The organism is Streptomyces sp. NPDC006691, assembly GCF_042869955.1.
In the GTDB taxonomy this organism is placed as follows: domain Bacteria; phylum Actinomycetota; class Actinomycetes; order Streptomycetales; family Streptomycetaceae; genus Streptomyces.
Window position 1 is genome coordinate 440742 of sequence record NZ_JBIAGW010000002.1, and the last position, 20850, is coordinate 461591.

Consider the following 20850-nt stretch of genomic DNA (forward strand, 5'->3'; position numbering starts at 1 on the left):
GCTCAGATCACTCCGTCCGTCTTCAGCAGCCGCAAGTCCGCTTCGCTCAGGCCGAGTTCGCGCACATACACCTCTTCGTTGTGCTCGCCCAGCAGCGGCGAGGTGACCACGTGCACGGGGGAGTCCGACAGCTTGAGCGGGGAGCCGACCGTGGTGAAGCGGCCGCGCTCGGGGTGCTCGACCTCGACGACCATCTCGTTGGCCGCGAGCGAGGCGTCCTCGATGATCTCCTTCGTGGAGAGGATCGGGCCGCACGGGATGTTGTGGGCGTTGAGTCGCTCAAGTACCTCCCACTTGGGCAGAGTTGATGACCATTCCTCGATGAGCTGGAACATCTTGCCGAGCTTCGGCAGCCGTGCCTCGGGGGTCGCCCACTCGGGGTCGGTGGCGAGCTCGGGGCGGCCGATGAGTTCAGTCACCGGCCCCCAGCCGACCGGCTGCACGATCACATAGACGTAGTCGTTGGGCCCGCCGGGCGCGCACTTGACCGCCCACCCCGGCTGCCCGCCGCCCGACGCGTTGCCGGAGCGGGGCACTTCATCGCCGAAGTCGTCATTGGGATACTCCTTCAACGGGCCGTGCTCCAGGCGCTGTTGGTCGCGCAGCTTGACGCGGCAGAGGTTGAGAACCGCGTGCTGCATGGCGACCTGGACGCGCTGGCCGCGCCCGGTGGACTCGCGCTGGTAGAGGGCGGCCAGGATGCCGGCCACCGCGTGGACGCCGGTTCCGGAGTCGCCGATCTGCGCGCCGGTGGCGAGCGGCGGTCCGTCCTCGAAGCCGGTGGTGGCCATCGAACCGCCCATGGCCTGCGCGACGACCTCGTACGCCTTGAAGCCGGTGTACGGGCCCTCGCCGAAGCCCTTGATGGAGGCGTACACGATGCGCGGGTTGATCTCCTGGATGCGCTCCCAGGTGAACCCCATCCGGTCGACGGCGCCCGGGCCGAAGTTCTCCACCAGCACGTCCGAGCGGCGGATGAGCTCGGTCAGGATCTCCTTGCCGCGCGGCGTCTTGGTGTTGAGGGTGATGCTCCGCTTGTTGCAGTTGAGCATCGTGAAGTAGAGCGAGTCGACGCCGGGCAGATCGCGCAGCTGGGTGCGGGTGATGTCACCGGTGGGCGCCTCCAGTTTGACGACGTCCGCGCCGAGCCAGCCGAGCAGCTGGGTGGCGGACGGGCCGGACTGCACATGCGTCATGTCGAGAACGCGTACGCCCTCAAGTGCCTTGGTCGCGGGGGCCGTTGTCATGACGGGGCTCCTCTACTTGTACATGGTCTGGTTCATGGTTCCGGGGGCGTACGCGTCCGGGTCGATCCACACGTTGATCAGCGAGGGCTTGCCCGACTCCCGGGCCCGGCGCAGCGCGGGCGCGATGTCGGCGGGGTCCCGGACCTCTTCGCCGTAACCGCCGAGCATCCGGGCGAACTCGTCGTAGGGGACGTCGCCCAGGGTGTTGCCGATCCGCTCCCGCTCCGGGCCGTACTTCTGTGCCTGGCCGTAACGGATCTGGTTCATCGAGGAGTTGTTGCCGACGATCCCGACGAACGGCAGGTCGTAGCGCACCAGCGTCTCGAAGTCCCAGCCGGTCAGCGAGAACGCCCCGTCCCCGAACAGCGCGACGACCTCCTTGTCCGGTCGGGCCTGCTTGGCGGCGAGCACGAACGGAATGCCGACCCCGAGCGTGCCGAGCGGCCCCGGATCCATCCAGTGGCCCGGCGACTTCGGCTGGACGACCTGGCCCGAGAAGGTGACGATGTCGCCGCCGTCCCCGATGTAGATCGAGTCCTCGGTGAGGAAGTCGTTGATCTCGCCGACCAGTCGGTACGGGTGGATGGGCGAGGCGTCGGACCGCAGGCTCGGCAGCCGCTTGTCGAGGGCGGTCCGCTCGGCGGTGCGCAGCTCCTCCAGCCAGGCCTTGCGCCTGACGGCCCCGCCGTTGAGCCGCCCGGACGCGGCCTCGGTGACGGACCTGAGGATCAGCCCCGGGTCGCCCACGATCCCCAGGTCGATGTCCCGGTTCTTGCCGACGGTGCGGTAGTCGAGGTCGATCTGCACCACGGTCGCGCCCGGAGAGAGCCGCTTGCCGTATCCCATGCGGAAGTCGAAGGGGGTGCCGACGACGACGATGAGGTCGGCGTTGGAGAACGCGTACCGCCGGGACAGCTGGAAGTGGTGCGGGTCGCCGGGCGGCAGGGTGCCGCGCCCAGCCCCGTTCATGTACGCGGGCACGTTCAGGGCGCGGACGAGCTCGACGGCGTCGCCGGTGGCCCGGCTCGTCCACACCTGGCTGCCCAGCAGAACGGCAGGCTTCTCCGCGTGCACCAGCAGATCGGCGAGCTTCTCGACGGCATCGGGGTCGCCGGCGCTGCGGGTGGAGGCCCGGTAGTGTCCGGCCGCCGGGATCCGGGCCCGGTCGACCGGCACCTTCGCGTCGAGCACATCGCGCGGGATCTCCAGGAACGACGGCCCGGGTGCGCCGTTGAAGCATTCCCGGAACGCCATCGACACCATGTCGGCGGCCCGGGCGGTGTCCGGGACGGTCGCCGCGAACTTGGTGATCGGGGTCAGCATGTCGACATGGGGCAGGTCCTGGAGCGAGCCCATCTTGTGCTGACTGTGCGCTCCCTGACCACCTATCAGAAGCATGGGCGACTCGGCACGGAAGGCGTTGGCGACCCCGGTGACGGCGTCGGTGGTGCCCGGTCCCGCCGTCACCACGGCACATCCGGGCTTCCCGGTGATCCGGGCGTACCCGTCGGCCGCGTGCGCGGCGACCTGTTCGTGCCGCACGTCGACGACCTCGATGCCCTCGTCCACGCAGCCGTCGTAGATGTCGATGATGTGGCCGCCGCAGAGGGTGTAGATGACATCGACGCCCTCCGCCTTGAGCGCCTTGGCGACGAGGTGTCCGCCCGAGATGAGGTCCTGACCGCTGTCGTCGGAGCCTTGGGGCATGGCGAAGTCCGTCCCTTCGTAGGGGAGTTGAGGGGCGCCTGCGGTGCTGCCGGGTCAGGGCAGGGGCGCCCCCCGAGTAGATTGCATACAGTCGACGAATACTGTATGAACCTTGTTATCCCTCATGCGATGGCGTGATGTCCAGGGGGCGTGCGGCACTTTCCCGCTCAGTCAGGAGTCGGCAGTGGATCTGTACGAGTACGAGGCAAGGGAACTGTTCAAGAACCACGGCATCGCCGTCCCCGACGCGGCCGTGGTCACCTCCCCGCGCGAAGCCCGGGCGGCGGCCGGTTCACTCGGTGGCCGCGTCGTGGTGAAGGCCCAGGTGAAGACCGGGGGCAGGGGCAGGGCGGGCGGAGTGAAGCTCGCCGCGACCCCGGCGGCTGCCGAGCTGACGGCCCGCCAGATCCTCGGCATGGACATCAAGGGCCATGTCGTGCGCAAGGTCATGCTGGCCCAACCCGTGCGTATCGAGGCGGAGTTCTACGTCTCATACGTCCTTGACCGCGCGGCCGGCGCCTTCCTGGCAATCGCCTCGGCGGAGGGCGGAATGGAGGTCGAGGAGATCGCGGCGAGCCGGCCGGAGTCGGTGGCTCGCGTCCCCGTCGATCCCCGGTGCGGAGTGGACGAGGCGAAGGCCGCCGAGATCGCGCGAGCCGCCCGTCTCCCGCCCGAGACCGTGCCGGCGCTGGTCCGGTTGTGGCATGTGCTGGTCGAGGAGGATGCCGTCCTCGTGGAGGTGAACCCGCTGGTGCGGACGTCGACCGGGGAGATCCTGGCCTTGGACGGCAAGGTGACTCTGGACGCCAACGCCCGTTTCCGGCATGCCCGTTGGGAAGGACCCGATGTCACGGAGCCCGGCGTCGACCCGCTGGAGGCCGCCGCGAACGCGAAGGGCCTCACCTATGTGAAGCTCGACGGCGAGGTCGGTGTGATCGGCAACGGCGCGGGCCTCGTCATGTCGACCCTGGACGTGATCGCCGCCTGCGGGGCCCGGCCCGCGAACTTCCTCGACATCGGGGGAGGGGCGTCCGCCCGGGTCATGGCGGACGGCCTGGGCGTCATCCTCTCCGACCCGGCCGTGAAGTCCGTGCTCGTGAACGTCTTCGGCGGGATCACCTCATGCGGCGCGGTCGCCGACGGCATCGTCCAGGCCCTGGAATCCGTCCAGTTGACCAAGCCGCTCGTCGTGCGCCTGGACGGGAACGACGCGGCCCGGGGCCGCGCCATCCTCGCCGGTCGGGCGCACCCGCTCGTCCAGCAGGCCACCAGCATGGACGGCGCCGCCCGCCGCGCCGCCCGACTCGCCCGGCAGGGAGTCTGACATGGCGATCTTCCTCACCAGGGAGAGCAAGGTACTCGTCCAGGGCATGACCGGTGGCGAGGGCATGAGGCACACCCGGCGCATGCTCGCCGCCGGCACCGGGATCGTGGGCGGAGTCAACCCGCGCAAGGCGGGCAGGGGCATCGACTTCGACGACCGCCGGGTGCCGGTGTTCGCGACGGTGGCGGAGGGTATGGCTGCCACGGGCGCGGACGTGTCGGTCGTCTTCGTGCCACCGCCCTTCGCGGGAGCGGCGGTTGAGGAGGCGACGGAGGCGGGCATCGGCCTCGTGGTGGTCATCACGGAAGGCATCCCGGTGCACGACGCGGTGGCCTTCCACGCCCATGCGCGGGCCCTCGGCGGCGCCACCCGCGTCATCGGCCCGAACTGTCCCGGCCTCATCAGCCCCGGGCAGTCCAACGCGGGCATCATCCCCGCCGACATCGCCCCGAAGCCCGGACGCATCGGCCTGGTCTCCAAGTCCGGCACGCTCACCTACCAGTTGATGTACGAGTTGCGCGACATCGGCTTCTCCTCGGCGGTGGGCATCGGAGGCGACCCGGTCGTCGGCACCAGCCACATCGACTGCCTGGCGGCCTTCGAGGCGGACCCCGACACGGAACTGATCCTCCTGATAGGGGAGATAGGTGGCGACGCGGAGGAGCGCGCGGCGGCGTACGCGGCAGCCCGGGTGACCAAACCGGTGGTCGGTTACATCGCGGGCTTCACCGCCCCCGAGGGCCGGACGATGGGCCACGCCGGAGCGATCGTCTCCGGCTCGACCGGAACGGCGCCGGCGAAGCGGGCCGCCCTGGAGGCGGCCGGAATCCCGGTGGGGGCGACTCCGTCGGAGGCGGCGGGGCTGGTGCGGGATGTCCTGGGAGCGAGACGGGGCTGAACTGCGCCTGCTCGCAGCCGGCTTGGGTGGCGCGGCCGGGTTCATGGGCCCGGCCGGCTCTACCGGCACGCGCCGCGGCGTACTGGTCCGGGGCCGCGTACCGGTCCTGGGCTGCGCCCCGGACCTTGGCTACACCCCGGTTCTCGGCTGCACCCCGGCCCGGGACCGCGCCCCGTCCCGGGCTGCCCATCGGCCCGAGGCGGCGCAGCACCGCCGGACATCGCAGGGCGGAGCCGCAAGTGGCACGGTGGGAAGGGGAAAGGGGCGGTGCGGAGCCGTGCGGGGCGGGGGAACGAGCCCCGCCGTACGCGCGCCCGCACCGGCGCCCGAACTCGCGCTCGCACCCACCCCCAACCGGTCCCGATCACGTGACGTCACTCACCTTCACGCCCCGTACGTACCCAACGGTCCTCGACCTCACTACCGTCCGGTAACACAAGCCATCGCACCCCCGCCCCGACAGCCTGCGCACCGAGAGCGGAGACCCTCATGGCACCCAGTCCCACGCCCGCACCTGGTTCCACGCCCGCATCCGGTTCCACGCCCGCACCTGGTTCCACGCCCGCATCCGGTCCCATCGCCGTACCCACCAGTGGCCCCGCCGAGAAGGCCGCCCCCCTCGTCCTCAAGCCCGGCACCGCCTGGTCCGACGCCTGGGGGCGCAGCCGAGCCGTCGCCCCCGAGGCCTTCCGGGACGACCGTGTCCTGAACCTCTGGGCCGGTCAGTGGCAAGCCGACGGCCGCGCACTCCCCGCCACCTCCCCGGTCGACGGCACCCCCATCGCGGGCCCGCCCCGCCTCGACGGGCCCGCCGCCGGGCAGGCCGTACGCGCCGCGCTCGACCAGCACCGGGCCTGGCGCCACGTCGCGCTCCCCGAGCGCCGGGCCCGCGTGGGCGCGACCCTCGACGCGCTGACCGAACACCGTGAGCTGCTCGCCCTCCTTCTCGTCTGGGAGATAGGCAAGCCCTGGCGCCTCGCCCAGGCGGACGTGGACCGGGCCATCGACGGCGTCCGCTGGTACGTCGACAGCATCGACACCATGCTGGACGGCCGCACCCCGCTCCCCGGCCCGGTGTCGAACATCGCGAGCTGGAACTACCCGATGTCGGTCCTGGTCCACGCGATGCTGGTGCAGGCGCTCGCCGGCAATGCCGTCATCGCGAAGGCCCCGACCGACGGTGGCGTCGCCTGCCTCACCCTGGCGGCCGCCCTGGCCGTGCGCGAGGGAATCCCGATCACGCTGGTCAGCGGCAGCGGGGGAGAGCTGTCCGAAGCCCTGGTCCGTTCCCCGGAGATCGGCTGCGTCTCCTTCGTCGGCGGTCGTGACACGGGTGCCCGGATCGCCACGGCCGTCGCCGACCTCGGCAAGCGGCACATCCTGGAACAGGAGGGCCTGAACACCTGGGGCATCTGGAACTTCGGCGACTGGGACGCCCTCGCCGCCGTCGTCCCCAAGCTCTTCGACTACGGCAAGCAGCGCTGCACCGCTTACCCCCGGTTCGTGGTCCAGCGCTCGCTGTTCGACCAGTTCCTCGCCGCCTACCTGCCGGCCGTACGCTCCGTACGCCTCGGCCATCCCCTGGCCGTCGAGCACCCCGAACAGGCTCTGCCCGCACTGGACTTCGGGCCGCTCATCAACGCGGCGAAGGCCAAGGAGCTCGGCGATCAGGTGGCCGAGGCCATCGACCGGGGAGCCGTCCCGCTGCACCGCGCGACCCTGGCCGACGGCCGCTTCCTGCCCGGCCAGGACACCGGCGCCTACCTGCCGCCGGTCACCCTCCTGAACCCGCCGCCGTCCTCGCCGCTCTTCCACGCGGAGCCGTTCGGCCCGGTCGACACCATCGTGCTGGTCGACACGGAGGCGGAGCTGCTCGCCGCGATGAACGCCTCCAACGGCGCGTTGGTCGCCACGCTGTCGACCGACGACCCGGCGACGTACGACCGCCTGGCCCCGCACATCCGGGCGTTCAAGGTCGGACGGGGCAAGCCTCGCTCGCGGGGCGACCGCGAGGAACTGTTCGGCGGCTTCGGCGCGTCGTGGCGCGGCGCGTTCGTCGGCGGCGAGCTCCTCGTGCGAGCCGTGACCGAGGGCCCGGCCGGTGAGCGCGCCCCCGGCAACTTCCCGGCGTACCAGCTGATCCCGTAACACCGGGCCTTCGCAGCGCAGGGCCTTCACAGCGACGCCGGGCTTCCGCAGCGCAGGGCCTTCACAGCGACGCGGGACCTCCGCAGCACCGGGCCCATGACCCAGGGTCTACGACTCCGGATCCATGTCCTAGCGTCTACGACTCCGGGTCCGTGGCTCAGGGCCTACGACACCGGACCGGCATGGCCACTCATGTCACCCGATGCCTTGCCGGTCCGGTTCCAGGGCGAAGGCCCGCTCGGCCTCCGGGACCGCGAGCGTGACGGCCTGTGCGAGCAACTCCCGCTGCCGCAGCAGTGGTTGGCGCCTCCCTTCGGGAGCGATCCGGAGCAGATCGTCGAGGCCCGCCATGAGGCGACGGGTGACCTGCGGGCTGCCGACCGCGCAGAGCCGGATCTCGGCGAAGGCGAGATCGACGAGGTCGGCCCAGCCCGGCACATCCTGCACCAGCCTGATCTCGCCCTTGCCGTCCGGATGGCCGACGGCGCCGAGCGGCCGGTTCGCCAGCGCCGTGAGCAGCTGGACGATCCGATCGAGGCAGAGCACGGCGGTGGTCGGGTCGTTGATGGCGTGGGACAGCGCCCGCAGGGCGATGTCGCAGAGCTGCCGCAGCCCGAACGCCAGGTCCTGGTGGAACGTACGCTCCACGCCGACCATCACCGTGTAGCGCAGCGCGCCCCGAGCCGGGCCGCTGCCCTGCTCGCTCCCGTGCACCGAGAGCAGCGGCGTACCCGGCACCACGAAGTCCCCGATGCGGGGGAGCAGCCGGAGCACCACGCCCTGGGCCTTGGCGGCGCGCACAAGCCGGGCGATGTTGACGTCCCGCAGCACCCCGGCCCGTCCGGCGTAACCGATGCGCCCGCTCTCCGGGCCCACCATCGCCTCGTCGAAGTCGCCCCGCGGCATCCTGTCCAGGACCCGCAGGCACTCACCCGCGATCCGGTCGACGACGTGCCCGACGCGCATGAGCCGCAGTGTCGAGTTCACGTACGCGATGAACAGGAACAGGCTCAGCCCGACCATCAGCAGCGTGAGGACGCTCTGCACGAAGGGCACGGTGGTCACGTGCCGCGCCTCGGCCTCGCTCTCGAACGAGGTGAGGACGAGCAGCGACAGCGTGAACGTGGACAGGAAGACCGCGAAGGTCAGCTTGGTGATGCGGGACCGTACGAAGATCCGCACCACGCGCGGGGTGAACTGGCCGCTCGCCATCTGCACGGCCACCAGCGAGATGCTGAACACCACACCGATGAAGGTCATCATGGCCGAGCTGACCGTGCTGACCACGGGCTTGATGTCGTTGACGATCCGGATGAGCTCGTCGATCTCGGCGAGGTTCTGATGCTCCTGGAGCAGCCGGACGACGGCCGCGTCGAGTGCGGACGCGCCGGTCCACAGCACGAAGACCAGCACCATGGCGGCGGTGGGCGCGAACCAGAAGGTGTCCCGCAGGTGCTCGCGCAGCGGCGAGAGCGCGCGTGGCCGCCGGTACCCCTTGCCGCCGCGCTCGCGGGTGCCCTCACCGCTGCCGTCGCCCCGGCTCTTGCCGTCGCCCTTGCTGTTGCTCACCCGGCGAGGCTAGGCGTGCGTCGCAAGGCGGAGGGCGCCACGCCACCCAGTGGTCCCACAGACGTACACACATTGGTCCTCACGGAGTACGAATCGGTACATCCGCGCCAGAAGAATGGAAGACAACGAAGCACGACGCACCCCACCGATCACCCGATCCCCCTCGCCCGAGCCGAACCAGGAGCGATCGCCATGCCTCCGAAGAGCACCCCCCGCCGGCCCCGGACCATCGTCATCACGGTCGTGTCGGTCCTGGTGGCCCTGGGATTCGCGGCGGTCGTGGCCGTACCGGCCGCGAAGGACTGGTACCAGAACCGCCACGACGAGGCCGCCTCCTACCGCTCGGGCAAGGAGGCGAAGGGCGACCGGGCCTCCGTGCCCCGCTGGCTGCCCGACGGGGCCAAGCGCATCGAGTACGCGATGAAGACCACCGGCGGCGACCGTCTCATCAAGGCCACGCTGCCCTCGCCCGCGCTCCCCGCCACCTGCACGCCGCACAAGCCGGACACGACGCCGCGCCCTCCGGCCATCAGGTCGACCTGGTTCCCCAAGAACGCCGAGCGGCACGCGGCGGCCCGCTGCGGCCTGTACTACGCGTACATGGAGGGAAACACCCTGTACGCCTGGCAGGCGAACGACGACTGGCTCGCGGCGAGGGGGGCCTGACGCTCGCCTGACCACGCAATATGCGGGTGAACAGCACCTCGAACCCCTGGTAGAGTTCTCTATGTCGCCGCGGGGAACACACCGCGAAGACAGGCACCTTGTCCGGGTGGCGGAATGGCAGACGCGCTAGCTTGAGGTGCTAGTGCCCTTTATCGGGCGTGGGGGTTCAAGTCCCCCCTCGGACACTGGCTACTGGCTATACGCACATAGAAGAGCGGGTTGTGACTCTACGGTCACAACCCGCTCTTTTGCGTAGTAGGTGAGTTTCAGCCCGAGAGCCTCGTACAGGGCCTGCACGTCGTCCGGGGCGGCGGCTGCCAGGGCGCTGGGGATGTTCCCGAGCTGGGTGACGAGCTCGTGGATCTGGGCCTGGGTGAGCACAGCGTGCTGGGCCTTGTCGGTCTCGTTGCGCTGCCGCTGTGCGGCTGCTTTTTCTGCCTGGGTCTGGTTGATCCATCCGGTGACGAGTTCTGGGTCGGTGCCGCGGTCGAGGGCAGCGCGGTAGTGGGCGCTGCGGCGGTCGCAGTCGGCGATGGTACTGCCGGCGGTCGTCCTCCTGGGCGCCAAGCTGGTGCACCTCCTCGCCACCCGCCGCGTCTGGCTGTCCGCACGGGGCGCGCGCCCCGGGGTGGAACTGACGGTGCTCTCGGTGTGCTTCGCGGTCGCGGCCCTGGCCGGAATGGTCGTCGGCTGTGTCCTGGCCGTCGCCGGTCTGGTGCGAGGTTGGACGGATGTCCCCACCAGCACCGCTCGGGGGTCTCGTAGTTGGAGGGAGCAAGTTCAAGACCCGATAGCTGGATGGCGAGGTCGCGCAGTTTGTTGGTGAAGCCGGCACCGCTGTAGCCCTGCTGGCGGGTGGCGTCGGTGGTGGCCCCGCGCGCAGTGGCGAGCACGCGGATGGTCCGGACTGGCAATCCAGCGCCAGTATGTGGGCGGACCTGGGATTCGGGTCGTTCCTAGCCATCGAGATCTGTGCGATCTCCGCAGCCGTCTGGTCGGCCGTGTTGGGACGAGTCGTCCTGCGCGGCGTCAGTATGACGTGGCGCAGGACGACCGCAGTTCCTACCTGCCGACAGGTCCCGGCGGAAGGCCGGCGGCACAACGAATTTCGTTCACCACGCGATCCGCACGAGTCTGCAGGCGAAGCCAGCGTGCATAGTTCGGTTTCTCCACCGCGAGTCCACGCATGGACCTTCCGTCATGCGTGACAATGACCGTTCCACTGTACCCGGCATCCACAGACGTAATGTCCGAGAGGGGAATCCAGTCGGTCAGTCCGAGATTTCGCACGATCACTCGATCATCGGTCAAGGTAATCGAAGTGCGGAAGGCGTACAGGGCGCCGGCTGTTGCCAGGACCCCGAAGATTACGGTCGCTCCGATACCTGTCCCAATTCTGACCTCGCCCGTCCATGAAGCCCATACACCCCCTCCCGCAAACATGAGAAATACGAGCGTCAACCCGGCTGCTGTCGCTCTTAGCGTCCGCGGCGCGCACCAGGTTTGAATGGCACTATCGATCTTCGATCGTTTCACTGTGTCAGCACCATCCCGGGGCGTTCATAGTTGTGCCGCAGCCTGCTTGGCCGAGCCCTGTGTTGACGCCGTACGTGAGCCCTTGGAACCAGCGGTCCACACGTAGACCGGAGGCGTGCCGGGGCACGCCTGCAGCGTGTCGTCCTTGGGGCAGAGAGCGGCCGACTCCGTTCATTTTAGCCGCGTGCGCCCAAGCCTTTCCTCCTGCTGCCCCCAGGCCCAACCCGATGAGATAACCCTGAGTGTTGCCCTTTCCGCGATCAGCGGCGTATCCGAAGTCATGGGTGTACCAATCAGCACCGAACTTCCCGGCGACGACGACGGCGCCTGCGACAGCACAGGCTCCCACGCTGGCCACAACGCATACGCCGAAGGCTGCGCCTTCCGCGATTCCGCGCCAATGGTCGCCGAGTGTGTTCTTCCAGGCCTTTCCTGCGCCGTCCTTGATCTTCTGCCAGGCGGACCGCTTGTCACGGGTGCTTTCCTTCATCGCGGCATCGTGCTTGCGCTTTTTGTCCTCGGCGGCTTTTTTCGCGCGTGCGGCGGCGTCGGCGTCTGCCTTGCGCTGCTTGTAGACCTTGGGACTCCAGGGGCCGTGGTTCTGGTAGGAGGTGCGCTTGACTCCCTGGGAGGTTTTGTAGGGGCTGTAGTTGGGGTTGGAGCGTTGACGGTTCTGGTTGTTGCGGCGTTCGTATTCGGCGGGGCTCCAGGGACCGCTGTTGGCGTAGGGGTCCTTCGCGCCGGGGCGCAGCCACAGGCTGGAGTTGTTGCCGCCGAAGAGTTTGCCGTCAGGGTCCGAGTGGATGAGGGGGTTGTTGTTGCCGTAGGTGTAGCCGTGCATCTGCTGGGGGTCGGCGGTGTCGATGACCGGGTCGACGGAGATGAACCGGCCGAGGTGGGGGTCGTACTCGCGGGCGCCGAGATGGGTCAGGCCGGTCGGGTCCTGGGTGCCGCCGACGAACCCCTTCGTGCCGGGCCAGGTGGCCGGCTGGGCGGTGCGGTCACCGCCGAAGACGGTCTTCTTGCGGCGGGTCAGTGCTTGGCCGGTGGCCAGGAGAACGGCGGTGGTGGCCGTGCCGTGATGGTCGGAGAGCAGGATGCTCATTTCCCCACGGGTCTTGATCGCGATGCTCTGGGTGTCCTGGGTGTAGTAGCGGGTGCCGGTCTTGGCGCCGGTGGTCGTGGCGTGCAGTTCGTTGCCGCCAGGCAGGTAGAGCGTGCTGCCGCCCGTGTTCTTGGCGAGGATGCGGTTGCCGTCGGCGTCGTAGCGATATTCGGTGTCCTGGCCGTCCTTCGTCACCTTGGCGAGGTGGCCCTCGGCGTCCCAGGACATGTCCTGCCGGGCGCCGTTGGCCTGCCGTTTGGTGGTGTTCCCGGCCTCGTCGTACGCGTAGCTGTCGGTGGTGGTCTTCCCAGCGGTGGCTTGAGTGACCCCGGTCAACTGGCGTTTGCCGGCGCCGTTCTGTCCATACAGATAGGTGCGCTTGACGTCGTCGGTCGCGAGCGGGTTCCCGTCGACCTTGTGCTGGGTCTCGGTCTGCCGGTTGCCGACCGCGTCGTAGGTGAAGGCGTGCCAGTAGGCATCCGGGCCGCCCACCTTCGGCGCCGTGCCCCCTTCGGAGCCGTCCGCGTCGGGCTTGGCCGTGCAGCCGTCGGTGGCGGTCCAGGCGTTGGTGATGCGGCGCAGGGCGTCGGTGGTGAAGCACTGCGTGTCGACTGAGCGCTGCGCGTCCTGGCCGGAGGCGGTTTCCAGCTTGGTGATGTTGTTGGCCTGGTCGAAGGTGTAGCGGATGTCGTCGATGCGGGCGGGGCCGGTTTCCCGGTCGGTGGTCTGGCGGGTGAGGTTGCCGGTGTGCTCGTCGTACTCGCGGGTGTCCCACACCTTCTTCCCGAACGGCCCGTATTCGGTCCTCAGCGGGCGCTGGAACGGGTCGTACGTGACGTTGTTGACCAGGACTGCCCCGGTGGCGTTGGTGCCGACGACCTGGTCGTAGGGCGAGTCGGTGGCGTAGCGGTGGGTGACGCGTTCCTTGAGCTGTCCGGCGATCGCGGGGTGGAACGTCCAGTCCAGGGCGCCGGTGCGGGCGTTGTAGCCGTAGGTCCACTCGTAGGTGCCGGCCAGGCCGCCCTCGCGGGCGGGGATCGTGACCTTGGTGGCGGTGGGCTGGTAGCGGTCGTTGAGACCAGTGGTCTCAGCCGTGTAGTCCTGACCGCCGTCGTGCCGGACGGACTTGGCGAGCTGGCCCTTGGCGACCGTGTCGTACGTCCATGACGACAGGACCGTGCTGCCGTTCTTCAGCGCTGTCTTGCGGCCGAGCGCGTCGTACACCGTGGTCAGGGTGGTGCCGTTGGCGTCGGTGGAGGTGATGGGCCGGTCGGCGCTGTCGTAGGCGGCTTTGAGCAGGCCCTTGTCGGGGTCATAGGTTTCGATGGCGCGGTCGCGGTGGTCGTAGGTATAGGTCCACGTCGCGCCGGTCGGGTCGGTGACCGCCTTCTGCTGTCCCGAGGGGGTGTAGGTGTACTTCGTCGACTGGGACGCGGTGCGCTGATCGTTGGTGTATTGGATCAGCTCGGAGGTGCGGTCCCTCACGTCGGTGACGGTGGTGGTGGCGGTGTCGCCCTTCGGCGGGATTACTGTGACCCGGTCACCGCCGTACCGCGTGGTGATGCGGGAGGCCTCGGCGCCGTACTTTTCGGAGATCTGCGCCGTGGGACGCGCCGCTCCGTCGAACGTCGTGCGCACGGTGTGGGGGGACTTGGTGTCGTCGCCCGTGACGAGCGTGCCCGACGGGTCGCTGGTGGCGTAGTAGGGCTGGTAGGTCTTCCACTCCAGGCCGCGCGAGTCGTATTTCTTCTCCGCGATGACCCGGCCGGTGCCGTTCCCGGACGGGATCTGGGTCTCGCGGTCGCGCAGCAGGCCGTCGAAGAACGCGTACTCGGTGCGGTACTCCCCGGTGTAGCGCAGCGTCTGGGTGGCCACCACGGTCGGGGTGTTCCTGGCCACGGTGTACATGAACTGCTGGCTGGGTGTGTCCGGGTTGGCCGTCTTGGGCCAACCGGGCTGCCACACCTTGCTGACCCGGCCCAGGCCGTCGAAGGTGGCGTCGGTGCGCTTGCCGTTCGCGTCCACCTTTGCGGTGGTCTGGCCGCGGCCGGACTCCTGTTCGGTGGTCTCGTGGTGGCCGAGCGCGTTCGTCACCACGGTCTTGACCGGGGCGTCGTTGGCGGCCGGGGTGTAGGCGGTGGTGGTCTTCGCACCTGCCGCATCCATGGTCTCGACGGTGCGGCCGTGCTGGTCGACCTTGTTGGTCTCTACCGTGACGAAGCCGATGCCGGCCGCGTCCTGCTCGTCCACCCGCGTCACGTCGCCCTTGGCGGGAGGCGCGCCCAGGGTGGTGGAGCCGTCGAAGTAGGTGCGCTTCTCCGAGATCAGGTCGGTGGGCAGGTTGGGGGCGGTGCCGCATGCCGCGGCCACGGTCTTCACTGCCGAGGCGGCCTGGATGTTCGTGGCGGTGTTGCGGGCGTAACTCGTCGAAGTGCAGGTCTCGTCGCCGGACTTGGCGGTGTCACCGAGGTCGGACTCGGTGCTGACCATGCCGTGGGTGTCGAAGGTCCGCTCCATCTTGGTACGGCGCCAGCCGCTCTCGATCGCGGTGCGGGTCGTCTCGGACTGCGCCGGGGCGACGCGGAAGGCCTGGAGGTCCGGGAGTCCGGTGCGTTTGTGGGTCGCGGTCGGCGCCGACTTCCACGGTATCGATGCCGATGCCCCGGTCAGCGTGGTGCCGTTGAAGGTGGCCTCGTCCCGGCCGGTCCCGGCGAACGCCGGATGGTCGGCTGTTTCGTTGCCTTCGGAGTCGGGCACCTTGGCGCCGTTGATGCCGCGGAAGTACCGCTTTTCGGTATGGAGTTTCGGCCCGTCGTTGCCGTTGCCGACCTCGGACTTGACCAGCTGGTAGCCGCGGAAGTCGGAGTAGGTGCGGTACTTGTCCTGGGTGAACTCGTCCTCGCTCTTCGCCCAGGCGGCGCCGCCGCTGTAGGTGTAGGAGGTTTGCTTCGGGGGCGCGCCGCCGACGTTGTCCTCCTCGCGGACCTGGGTGACGACATAGGTGTTGAACCAGTCCCGCTTCGGCTCGAATTCCGAGCCCGGGTTGTCGGGGGAGGCCCAGAACACCGAGTAGCAGCGCTTCGTGTTCGCCGCAGAGTCCGGCGGCAGCGTGGTCGCGGTGCACTCCGGGGCGGAGTAGGTGACGCCGATCCGCCCGCCGGACTCGTTGTCCACGGCGTAGACGCGGTAGCGGATCAGCGGCGGGATCCCGTCGCCGGTCTTGTCGACCCGGTTCTCCAGCTGTGTGCCCATGAACGTGACCGCGGGCAGCGACGCGGGGGTGCCGCCGGTATGGCCGGTGCGTTGAATGCTCGCGAGCCACAGTGCGGGGCTGGAGCCGTCGCCGGTGGAGGGGAACTGGTGAGTCAGCTTCCAGGAATCGACCTTCTTGTATGCGCTGCCCTCACGGACCTCTGTGGTGATGTCCGTGATCCGCTTCCGTGACCAGAACGACGGCGAGTAGCGGTTCTTGCAGTCGGTACCCGCCGCGCAGTACTGGTCGAACGGCACGTCCGGCCACTGGGCGGCGTTGGCAGCGGTGAACTTGTTCTCGGCACAGTCGAACGAGCCGGTGGCCAGGCAGCGTTCAGCGGTGGTGAAGGTGACCTTCGCTCCGGGGATGCCGGTGTACAGGTTGTTGGAGCGCAGGCCGTACTCGATGCGCTTGAGGTAGCCGCCGCGCGTGTAGGGGGTGGCAGTCGACTTGCCGTCGGTCAGGCTGACGTTGCGGCCGTAGTGATTGGTCTCCTTGGCCCAGTAGTAGGCCATGGCGTCGCCGTGTGGGTCGACGACGTAGTCCAGGTTCCAGCGCCATGCCTGCTGGCACCAGGAGTCCGCGAAGCTGGTCTTGTGGCACGGCTCGCCCGCATGGTTGCCGTAGACCGGCACCGTCCAGGTCGAGTCCGTCGTCTGCTTGCCGTCGCTGTAGCCGGGCAGGCGGTGGTAGCCGAAGAAGTACTGCACTCCGTCGGTGTCAGTGACCTTCCAGTACTCGCCGTCGTGGTCGCCGTTGCCCCGGCCGGTGTCGGTGAGTTTCTCGACCTTGCTGCCGTCGTCGTTCCGCAGCTTCCACACGCCCGAGGTGTCATCACGGACCAGTTCGTTGGTCTTGCCGCCGAGGGAGAGGACGGCGTTCTCACCGCCCCAGCACAAGTCCCCGTTCTTGGCCTTGTTGTTGCCGCCGGTCATGTCGGCGTTACATGCCTTGTAGCGGCGTTCGATGAAGCCGGGCTCCATACCCCAGCCGTCCCCGACGTTGTTAGCCTGGTTGTTGGAAGCCGAGGTGCGCCCGTCCACCGAGCTGGAGGAATAGCCCAGCGACAGATCCGGCCCCACATCCCCGGCAACGTCCGGTGTCTGCAGGTCGTAGGACCAGGTGAAGCCGCCGGATGAGCCGCCGGCTGCCCACGTACCTGACGGGGAGAGCGAGGTGGCCCGGAAGTCACCGCCGCCACCCGCAGGAGCGGCCGTCACCGCGAACAGCGTCCGGGCGGTGGGGGCGTTGCCCGGGGCGGCAGCCGAGGGCGTGGATCCGCGGGCGGCCGAGGGCGCCTGCGAGGGGGAAGCAGACGGCTTAGGCGTCGCGTTGCCAGCGCCAGCGCCTGCGGCCAGCGCCACCGGGGCGCTCAGGGCGCCCTTGACAGGGTCGTTGTCCACATCGGTGAGCGGAACCGGTCGGCAGGATGGGGCTCCCGGGGTGCTCAACGCGCAGTCCGGGAGCTGAGCGAGAGTGAGGCGGGTGGACCAGTCTCCGCCCAGCGCATTACGGAACTTCGTGTAGTCGACGGTGAGGTCGGCGCCGCCGCCGGATGTGTCGACGGCGAACACCACACCGTCGACACCGGCCTTCGCGGCCGTTGCGCGGTCCAGTACTTCCACTGCCACATCGCCCGACGCCGGGGCCGCGGTGCCGGGTGCCTTGCCGGCGGCAGGGGCGATCGTGACGGGCAGGGCACCGGCGGTCAGAGTCTTGGCTCCTGTGCGGCCATCGAGGCGAGCCTTGGCGGTGCCGGCCCTGGGCCAGGTGGCATCCGGGACCTGTTTCCAGGCCTTCTTCGCAGCCTCGTTCTCTGTGGTGGCAGGCCTGGCATCCACGGGGGTGACGGGCACGGGCTTGGTCTTCTGCAGCTCGGGCAGTGACAGCTTCGTCATGGCCAGAGCCTCACCGGACAACAGCGTCACCAACAGCGTCGCCGCCGTCGCCCCCACTACCGCACGACGCCCCCGCAATCGCCGACGGGGCCTTGAGGGATATTCCCCCAAAGGTATTCGAGAAGACTTACTCATTCCTCAACTGCTCCCGCATCGCGGCCCGTCAGGGCATCTCATAGAACGCCGAACGGTCGCAGAAGCTAGCACATCTCTTTACATCACCTTGACTTGGACTTGAATCACCAAAACTTCATGACCTTCGCTCACGGGTCATCAACTTAGGGCCGTAGACGTGCTACTGGCTGGTCTGATACGGCGGATGTCCGCACGTCCCTGCAATCGCACGGCCGATGAGCGAGCAGAAGATTGATGTGCGCTTTACTTGCTCTCGCTTGTATGGCGCAATGAAAGGGGAGATGGATGGTGGCGCGAGTGCGTTCCAGATGGCGAATGGGAGTCGCGGCGGGGGTGGTTGGCGCTCTCGCTGCAGGATTCGGCGCCGCCGCCATTCCGGTCGCCTCGGCCAAACCAGCCGCGGCCGGACAGGGTCCACCGGCGGAGGAGACGGTGGCCTCCGCAAAGGCTGCCCACAGTGGCCAGCAGGTGGAGGTCGTCTCCCAGCGCACCGCCTACGCCACGGTGTACGCGAACCCCGACGGCACCTTCACCCAGGACACCTCCGTCACCCCCGTGCGAACCAAGGTCGGCAAACAGCTCGTTGACATCGACGCCACGCTCGCCGTCCGGCCGGACGGTACGGTGATGCCGAAGGCCGCCGCAGTCGGGCTGGTGTTCTCCGGCGGCGGCAGCACACCTCTGGTGACCATCACCCGGGACGGGCGCTCGATGAGCGTGGACTGGCCCGGAAGCCTGCCCAAGCCCCGCCTGGACGGTGATACCGCCACCTACCCCGAGGTTCTGCCCGGCGTGGACGTGCAGATGAAGGCCGCCGACACTGGCTTCCAGCAGCTCCTGGTCGTCAAGACCCTGCAGGCAGCGAAGGACCCGGCGCTCAAACGCCTCACGTTCGCCCTGAAGTCTGACGGCGTAGACATCCACACGGACCAGGCCGGCAACCTCAAGGCTGTCAATCCCGCTGGGCAAGAGGTGTTCACCGCGCCGACGCCCACCATGTGGGATTCAACCGGCATCCCCAGCGGCGAGGGCACCACCGTTCCGCAGGGTGCCAAGGACACATCAGCGCTGATGAAGTCCCGCAGCGGACAGGCTCCGACGGCCGGGGAGGACGTCTTCGAGCCGCGTGACGGCGCGCAGCAGTCGGCGATGCCCATCGCGGTCGGCAACGGGCAGCTGGTGCTGGAGCCGGACCAGAAGATCCTGGGGGGCAAGGGCACCGTCTTCCCCGTCTACATCGACCCGACGGTCGCGGGCAGTCGGGACAACTGGACGTCGGTGTCCAAGCAGCACCCGTCCACGTCGTTCTTCAACCACTCCTCGAAGATCGCTCGGGCCGGGTACGAAGCGGAGACCGGCGGCACCTGGCGGTCCATGTTCACGATGAACACCAAGAATTTGCAAGGCAAGCAGGTCACCCGGTCGGTGTTCCGCATCAAGAACACGCACTCCTGGTCGTGCACCAGGAAGCCGGTCGAGTTGTGGCGCACCAACACCATCAACTCGGGCACCACTTGGAACAATCAACCTGCCTGGGCTGCCAAGGTCGGCGCGATCACCGACGCCAAGGGCTGGAGCTCGGGCTGCCCGGCAGGGAACCTGGAGTTCGACACCACCGAAGTCGCGAGGCTCGCCGCCGCCAACAAGTGGCCGACCTCGACACTGGGACTGCGCGCCTCGGAGTCGGACACCGGAGCGTGGAAGAAGTTCGACGCCTCCACCGCGGTGCTGTCCACCACTTACAACACCGTCCCCAACACTCCGAACGGGCACGGCACCAGCCCCGCTACCGCCTGCACGGCCGAGCCCTCCACCACGGTCGGCAACACCGACGTCGACCTGTATGCCAGAGTCTCGGATGCGGACGGCGGGACGGTGACGGCCCGGTTCAAGGTGTGGCAGACCGGCACCTCCACCGTTCTCTTCGAGAAGACGGTGGGCGTCACCTCCGGCAGCATTGCCCGTATCTCTGTGCCCAAGGGGAAGTTCGTCGACGGCCGCCAGCACTCCTGGCAGGTCCGCGCCGAAGACGGCGTCTCCTCATCGAGCTGGACGGGGGTGTGCCGGTTCCACGTCGACCAGTCCAGGCCCTCTCAGCCGCCCGGCATCAGTTCGCCCCAGTTCCCCAACGCCGACATGGGATGGGAACCCGGGAAGACGGGCACCGCGCGTACGGAGGGCACCTTTACCCTCGACTCCGGCGGTGTGGGTGACGTGGTGAAGTACGAGTACTGGACCGACTGGGACCCCACTGTCCACACCGTCACCCCTGATGCGGCGGGCGGCTCCAAGGGTATGAAGCTCACCCCGCCTTCGGCCGGCCCCAAGCGCGTCTACGCCCGCTCCCTCGACCGCGCGAACAACCGCTCGGACATCCGCAACTACCTCTTTTACGCCAACAGCCCCGCAGAGAAGGACAAGCCCGGCGACCTGAACGGCGACGGCCACTCCGACCTGTACGGCCTCCGCTCCGACGGGGAACTGTGGGCCTACACCGGCAACGGCGACGGCCACCTGGGCCTCTCCCAGATGGCCTCCACCCAGTCCTTCAACGGCTCCCTGATCACACACCGCGGGGACTGGACCGAGGACGGTTACGAAGACCTCATCGCCACCACCGGCACCAAGGGCAGCCGTCAGCTGCACGTCTTCCCCAACAACGGCCTCGGCCACGCCTGCACCACAGCCGGTGAACAAGCCCCGGGTGCCGTCTGTGAGGACCGCCGCCGCGACCTCGCCGTCTACGACAGCGCCAACAACCACTTCAAGAACGCCGACCAGATCCTGGCCATCGGCGACGTCGACGGGCCCACCGACCTCGACGGCGACGGCGCGATCGGAGACTGGGACCTGCCCGCCTTCCCCGACCTCCTGGTCAAGGAAGGCGACCACCTCTGGCTGTACTACGGCGACCCGAACGGCTACCTCGACGCCGAGAAGGAACCCGTCCTCATCGGCAACGGCAGCTGGTCGAGCTACGACCTGCTCGCCCCTGGCGACGTCACCAAGAACGGCCACATGGACCTGCTCGCGCGTCACAAGACCAGCGGCGCCCTCAAGCTGTACAGGGGAGCCGGCCCCGCCGGCGAAGGTCTCGGCGACGGCGACACCGCCGTGCAGATCGGCACCAACTGGACTGCCGCGAATATCCCCCTGCTCGCCTCGGGCGGCGACGCCGACAACGACGGCCTGCCCGACCTGTGGGCCACTACCACCGACAACACCGCCGGTCTGCGCTTCTACCCCCGCATCACTCCCACCGCCCACGGCACCCCCACCATCGTCGGCACCGGCGGCTGGAACCAATTCCAGGCCATCAGCTGACAGCCTGCCAAGCCCCCTGCGGTGCGGGGTCCTACAGTGG

10 protein-coding genes and 1 tRNA gene are annotated in these 20850 nt (G+C 68.8%); 6 read left to right on the forward strand and 5 right to left on the reverse strand.

From position 1 onward, the window contains the following. Positions 1–2: 2 nt before the first annotated feature. Together frc and ACFYNP_RS05495 are read right to left on the reverse strand one after the other, a co-directional pair. Positions 3–1247 carry a formyl-CoA transferase gene (frc, locus tag ACFYNP_RS05490; RefSeq protein WP_388782865.1) on the reverse strand — a complete coding sequence of 415 codons (1245 nt, stop codon included), beginning with the start codon at positions 1245–1247 and terminating at the stop codon, positions 3–5. A 12-nt stretch (positions 1248–1259) separates the two neighbouring features. Then, positions 1260–2954, reverse strand: a complete 1695-nt coding sequence (locus ACFYNP_RS05495) for a thiamine pyrophosphate-binding protein (protein ID WP_388782867.1) — start codon at positions 2952–2954, stop codon at positions 1260–1262. Positions 2955–3138: 184 nt separating this feature from the next. Between ACFYNP_RS05495 and sucC the strand changes: the two genes are divergently transcribed. From sucC to ACFYNP_RS05510, 3 genes are all read left to right on the forward strand, one after another. After that, positions 3139–4278 (forward strand): ADP-forming succinate--CoA ligase subunit beta, encoded by a 1140-nt coding sequence (sucC, locus tag ACFYNP_RS05500; RefSeq protein ID WP_388782869.1) that lies wholly within the window; start codon positions 3139–3141, stop codon positions 4276–4278. Between the two features lies 1 nt (position 4279). Beyond that, positions 4280–5176, forward strand: a complete 897-nt coding sequence (gene sucD / locus ACFYNP_RS05505) for a succinate--CoA ligase subunit alpha (protein WP_388782870.1) — start codon at positions 4280–4282, stop codon at positions 5174–5176. Positions 5177–5665: 489 nt separating this feature from the next. Then, positions 5666–7324, forward strand: coding sequence for an aldehyde dehydrogenase family protein (locus tag ACFYNP_RS05510; protein WP_388782872.1), 1659 nt, complete (start codon positions 5666–5668; stop codon positions 7322–7324). Between the two features lie 195 nt (positions 7325–7519). On the opposite strand, the gene ACFYNP_RS05515 is transcribed toward ACFYNP_RS05510, so the two are convergent. After that, positions 7520–8893 (reverse strand): DUF2254 domain-containing protein, encoded by a 1374-nt coding sequence (locus ACFYNP_RS05515; RefSeq protein WP_388782875.1) that lies wholly within the window; start codon positions 8891–8893, stop codon positions 7520–7522. Positions 8894–9085: 192 nt separating this feature from the next. Between ACFYNP_RS05515 and ACFYNP_RS05520 the strand changes: the two genes are divergently transcribed. Together ACFYNP_RS05520 and ACFYNP_RS05525 are read left to right on the forward strand one after the other, a co-directional pair. Next, positions 9086–9559, forward strand: coding sequence for a hypothetical protein (locus ACFYNP_RS05520; protein ID WP_388404177.1), 474 nt, complete (start codon positions 9086–9088; stop codon positions 9557–9559). A gap of 100 nt (positions 9560–9659) precedes the next feature. Then, positions 9660–9744: transfer RNA gene (locus tag ACFYNP_RS05525), tRNA-Leu, on the forward strand. Positions 9745–9748: 4 nt separating this feature from the next. On the opposite strand, the gene ACFYNP_RS05530 is transcribed toward ACFYNP_RS05525, so the two are convergent. Together ACFYNP_RS05530 and ACFYNP_RS05535 are read right to left on the reverse strand one after the other, a co-directional pair. Next, complete coding sequence (locus ACFYNP_RS05530; protein WP_388782877.1) at positions 9749–10126, reverse strand: hypothetical protein; 378 nt, start codon at positions 10124–10126, stop codon at positions 9749–9751. A 973-nt stretch (positions 10127–11099) separates the two neighbouring features. Further along, positions 11100–17351 (reverse strand): RHS repeat-associated core domain-containing protein, encoded by a 6252-nt coding sequence (locus tag ACFYNP_RS05535; RefSeq protein WP_388782879.1) that lies wholly within the window; start codon positions 17349–17351, stop codon positions 11100–11102. Positions 17352–17918: 567 nt separating this feature from the next. On the opposite strand from ACFYNP_RS05535, the gene ACFYNP_RS05540 reads away from it, so the two are divergent. Next, a complete protein-coding gene (locus tag ACFYNP_RS05540) occupies positions 17919–20810 on the forward strand; it encodes an FG-GAP-like repeat-containing protein (protein WP_388782880.1) in 2892 nt (963 codons plus the stop codon). Positions 20811–20850 lie beyond the last annotated feature (40 nt).

Coding starts and splice junctions, on each gene's coding strand:
- ACFYNP_RS05495 (WP_388782867.1), bottom strand. CDS start 2,954: ATGCCCCAAGGCTCCGACGACAGCGGTCAGGACCTCATCTCGGGCGGA.
- ACFYNP_RS05510 (WP_388782872.1), top strand. CDS start 5,666: ATGGCACCCAGTCCCACGCCCGCACCTGGTTCCACGCCCGCATCCGGT.
- sucD (WP_388782870.1), top strand. CDS start 4,280: ATGGCGATCTTCCTCACCAGGGAGAGCAAGGTACTCGTCCAGGGCATG.
- frc (WP_388782865.1), bottom strand. CDS start 1,247: ATGACAACGGCCCCCGCGACCAAGGCACTTGAGGGCGTACGCGTTCTC.
- ACFYNP_RS05535 (WP_388782879.1), bottom strand. CDS start 17,351: ATGACGAAGCTGTCACTGCCCGAGCTGCAGAAGACCAAGCCCGTGCCC.
- ACFYNP_RS05520 (WP_388404177.1), top strand. CDS start 9,086: ATGCCTCCGAAGAGCACCCCCCGCCGGCCCCGGACCATCGTCATCACG.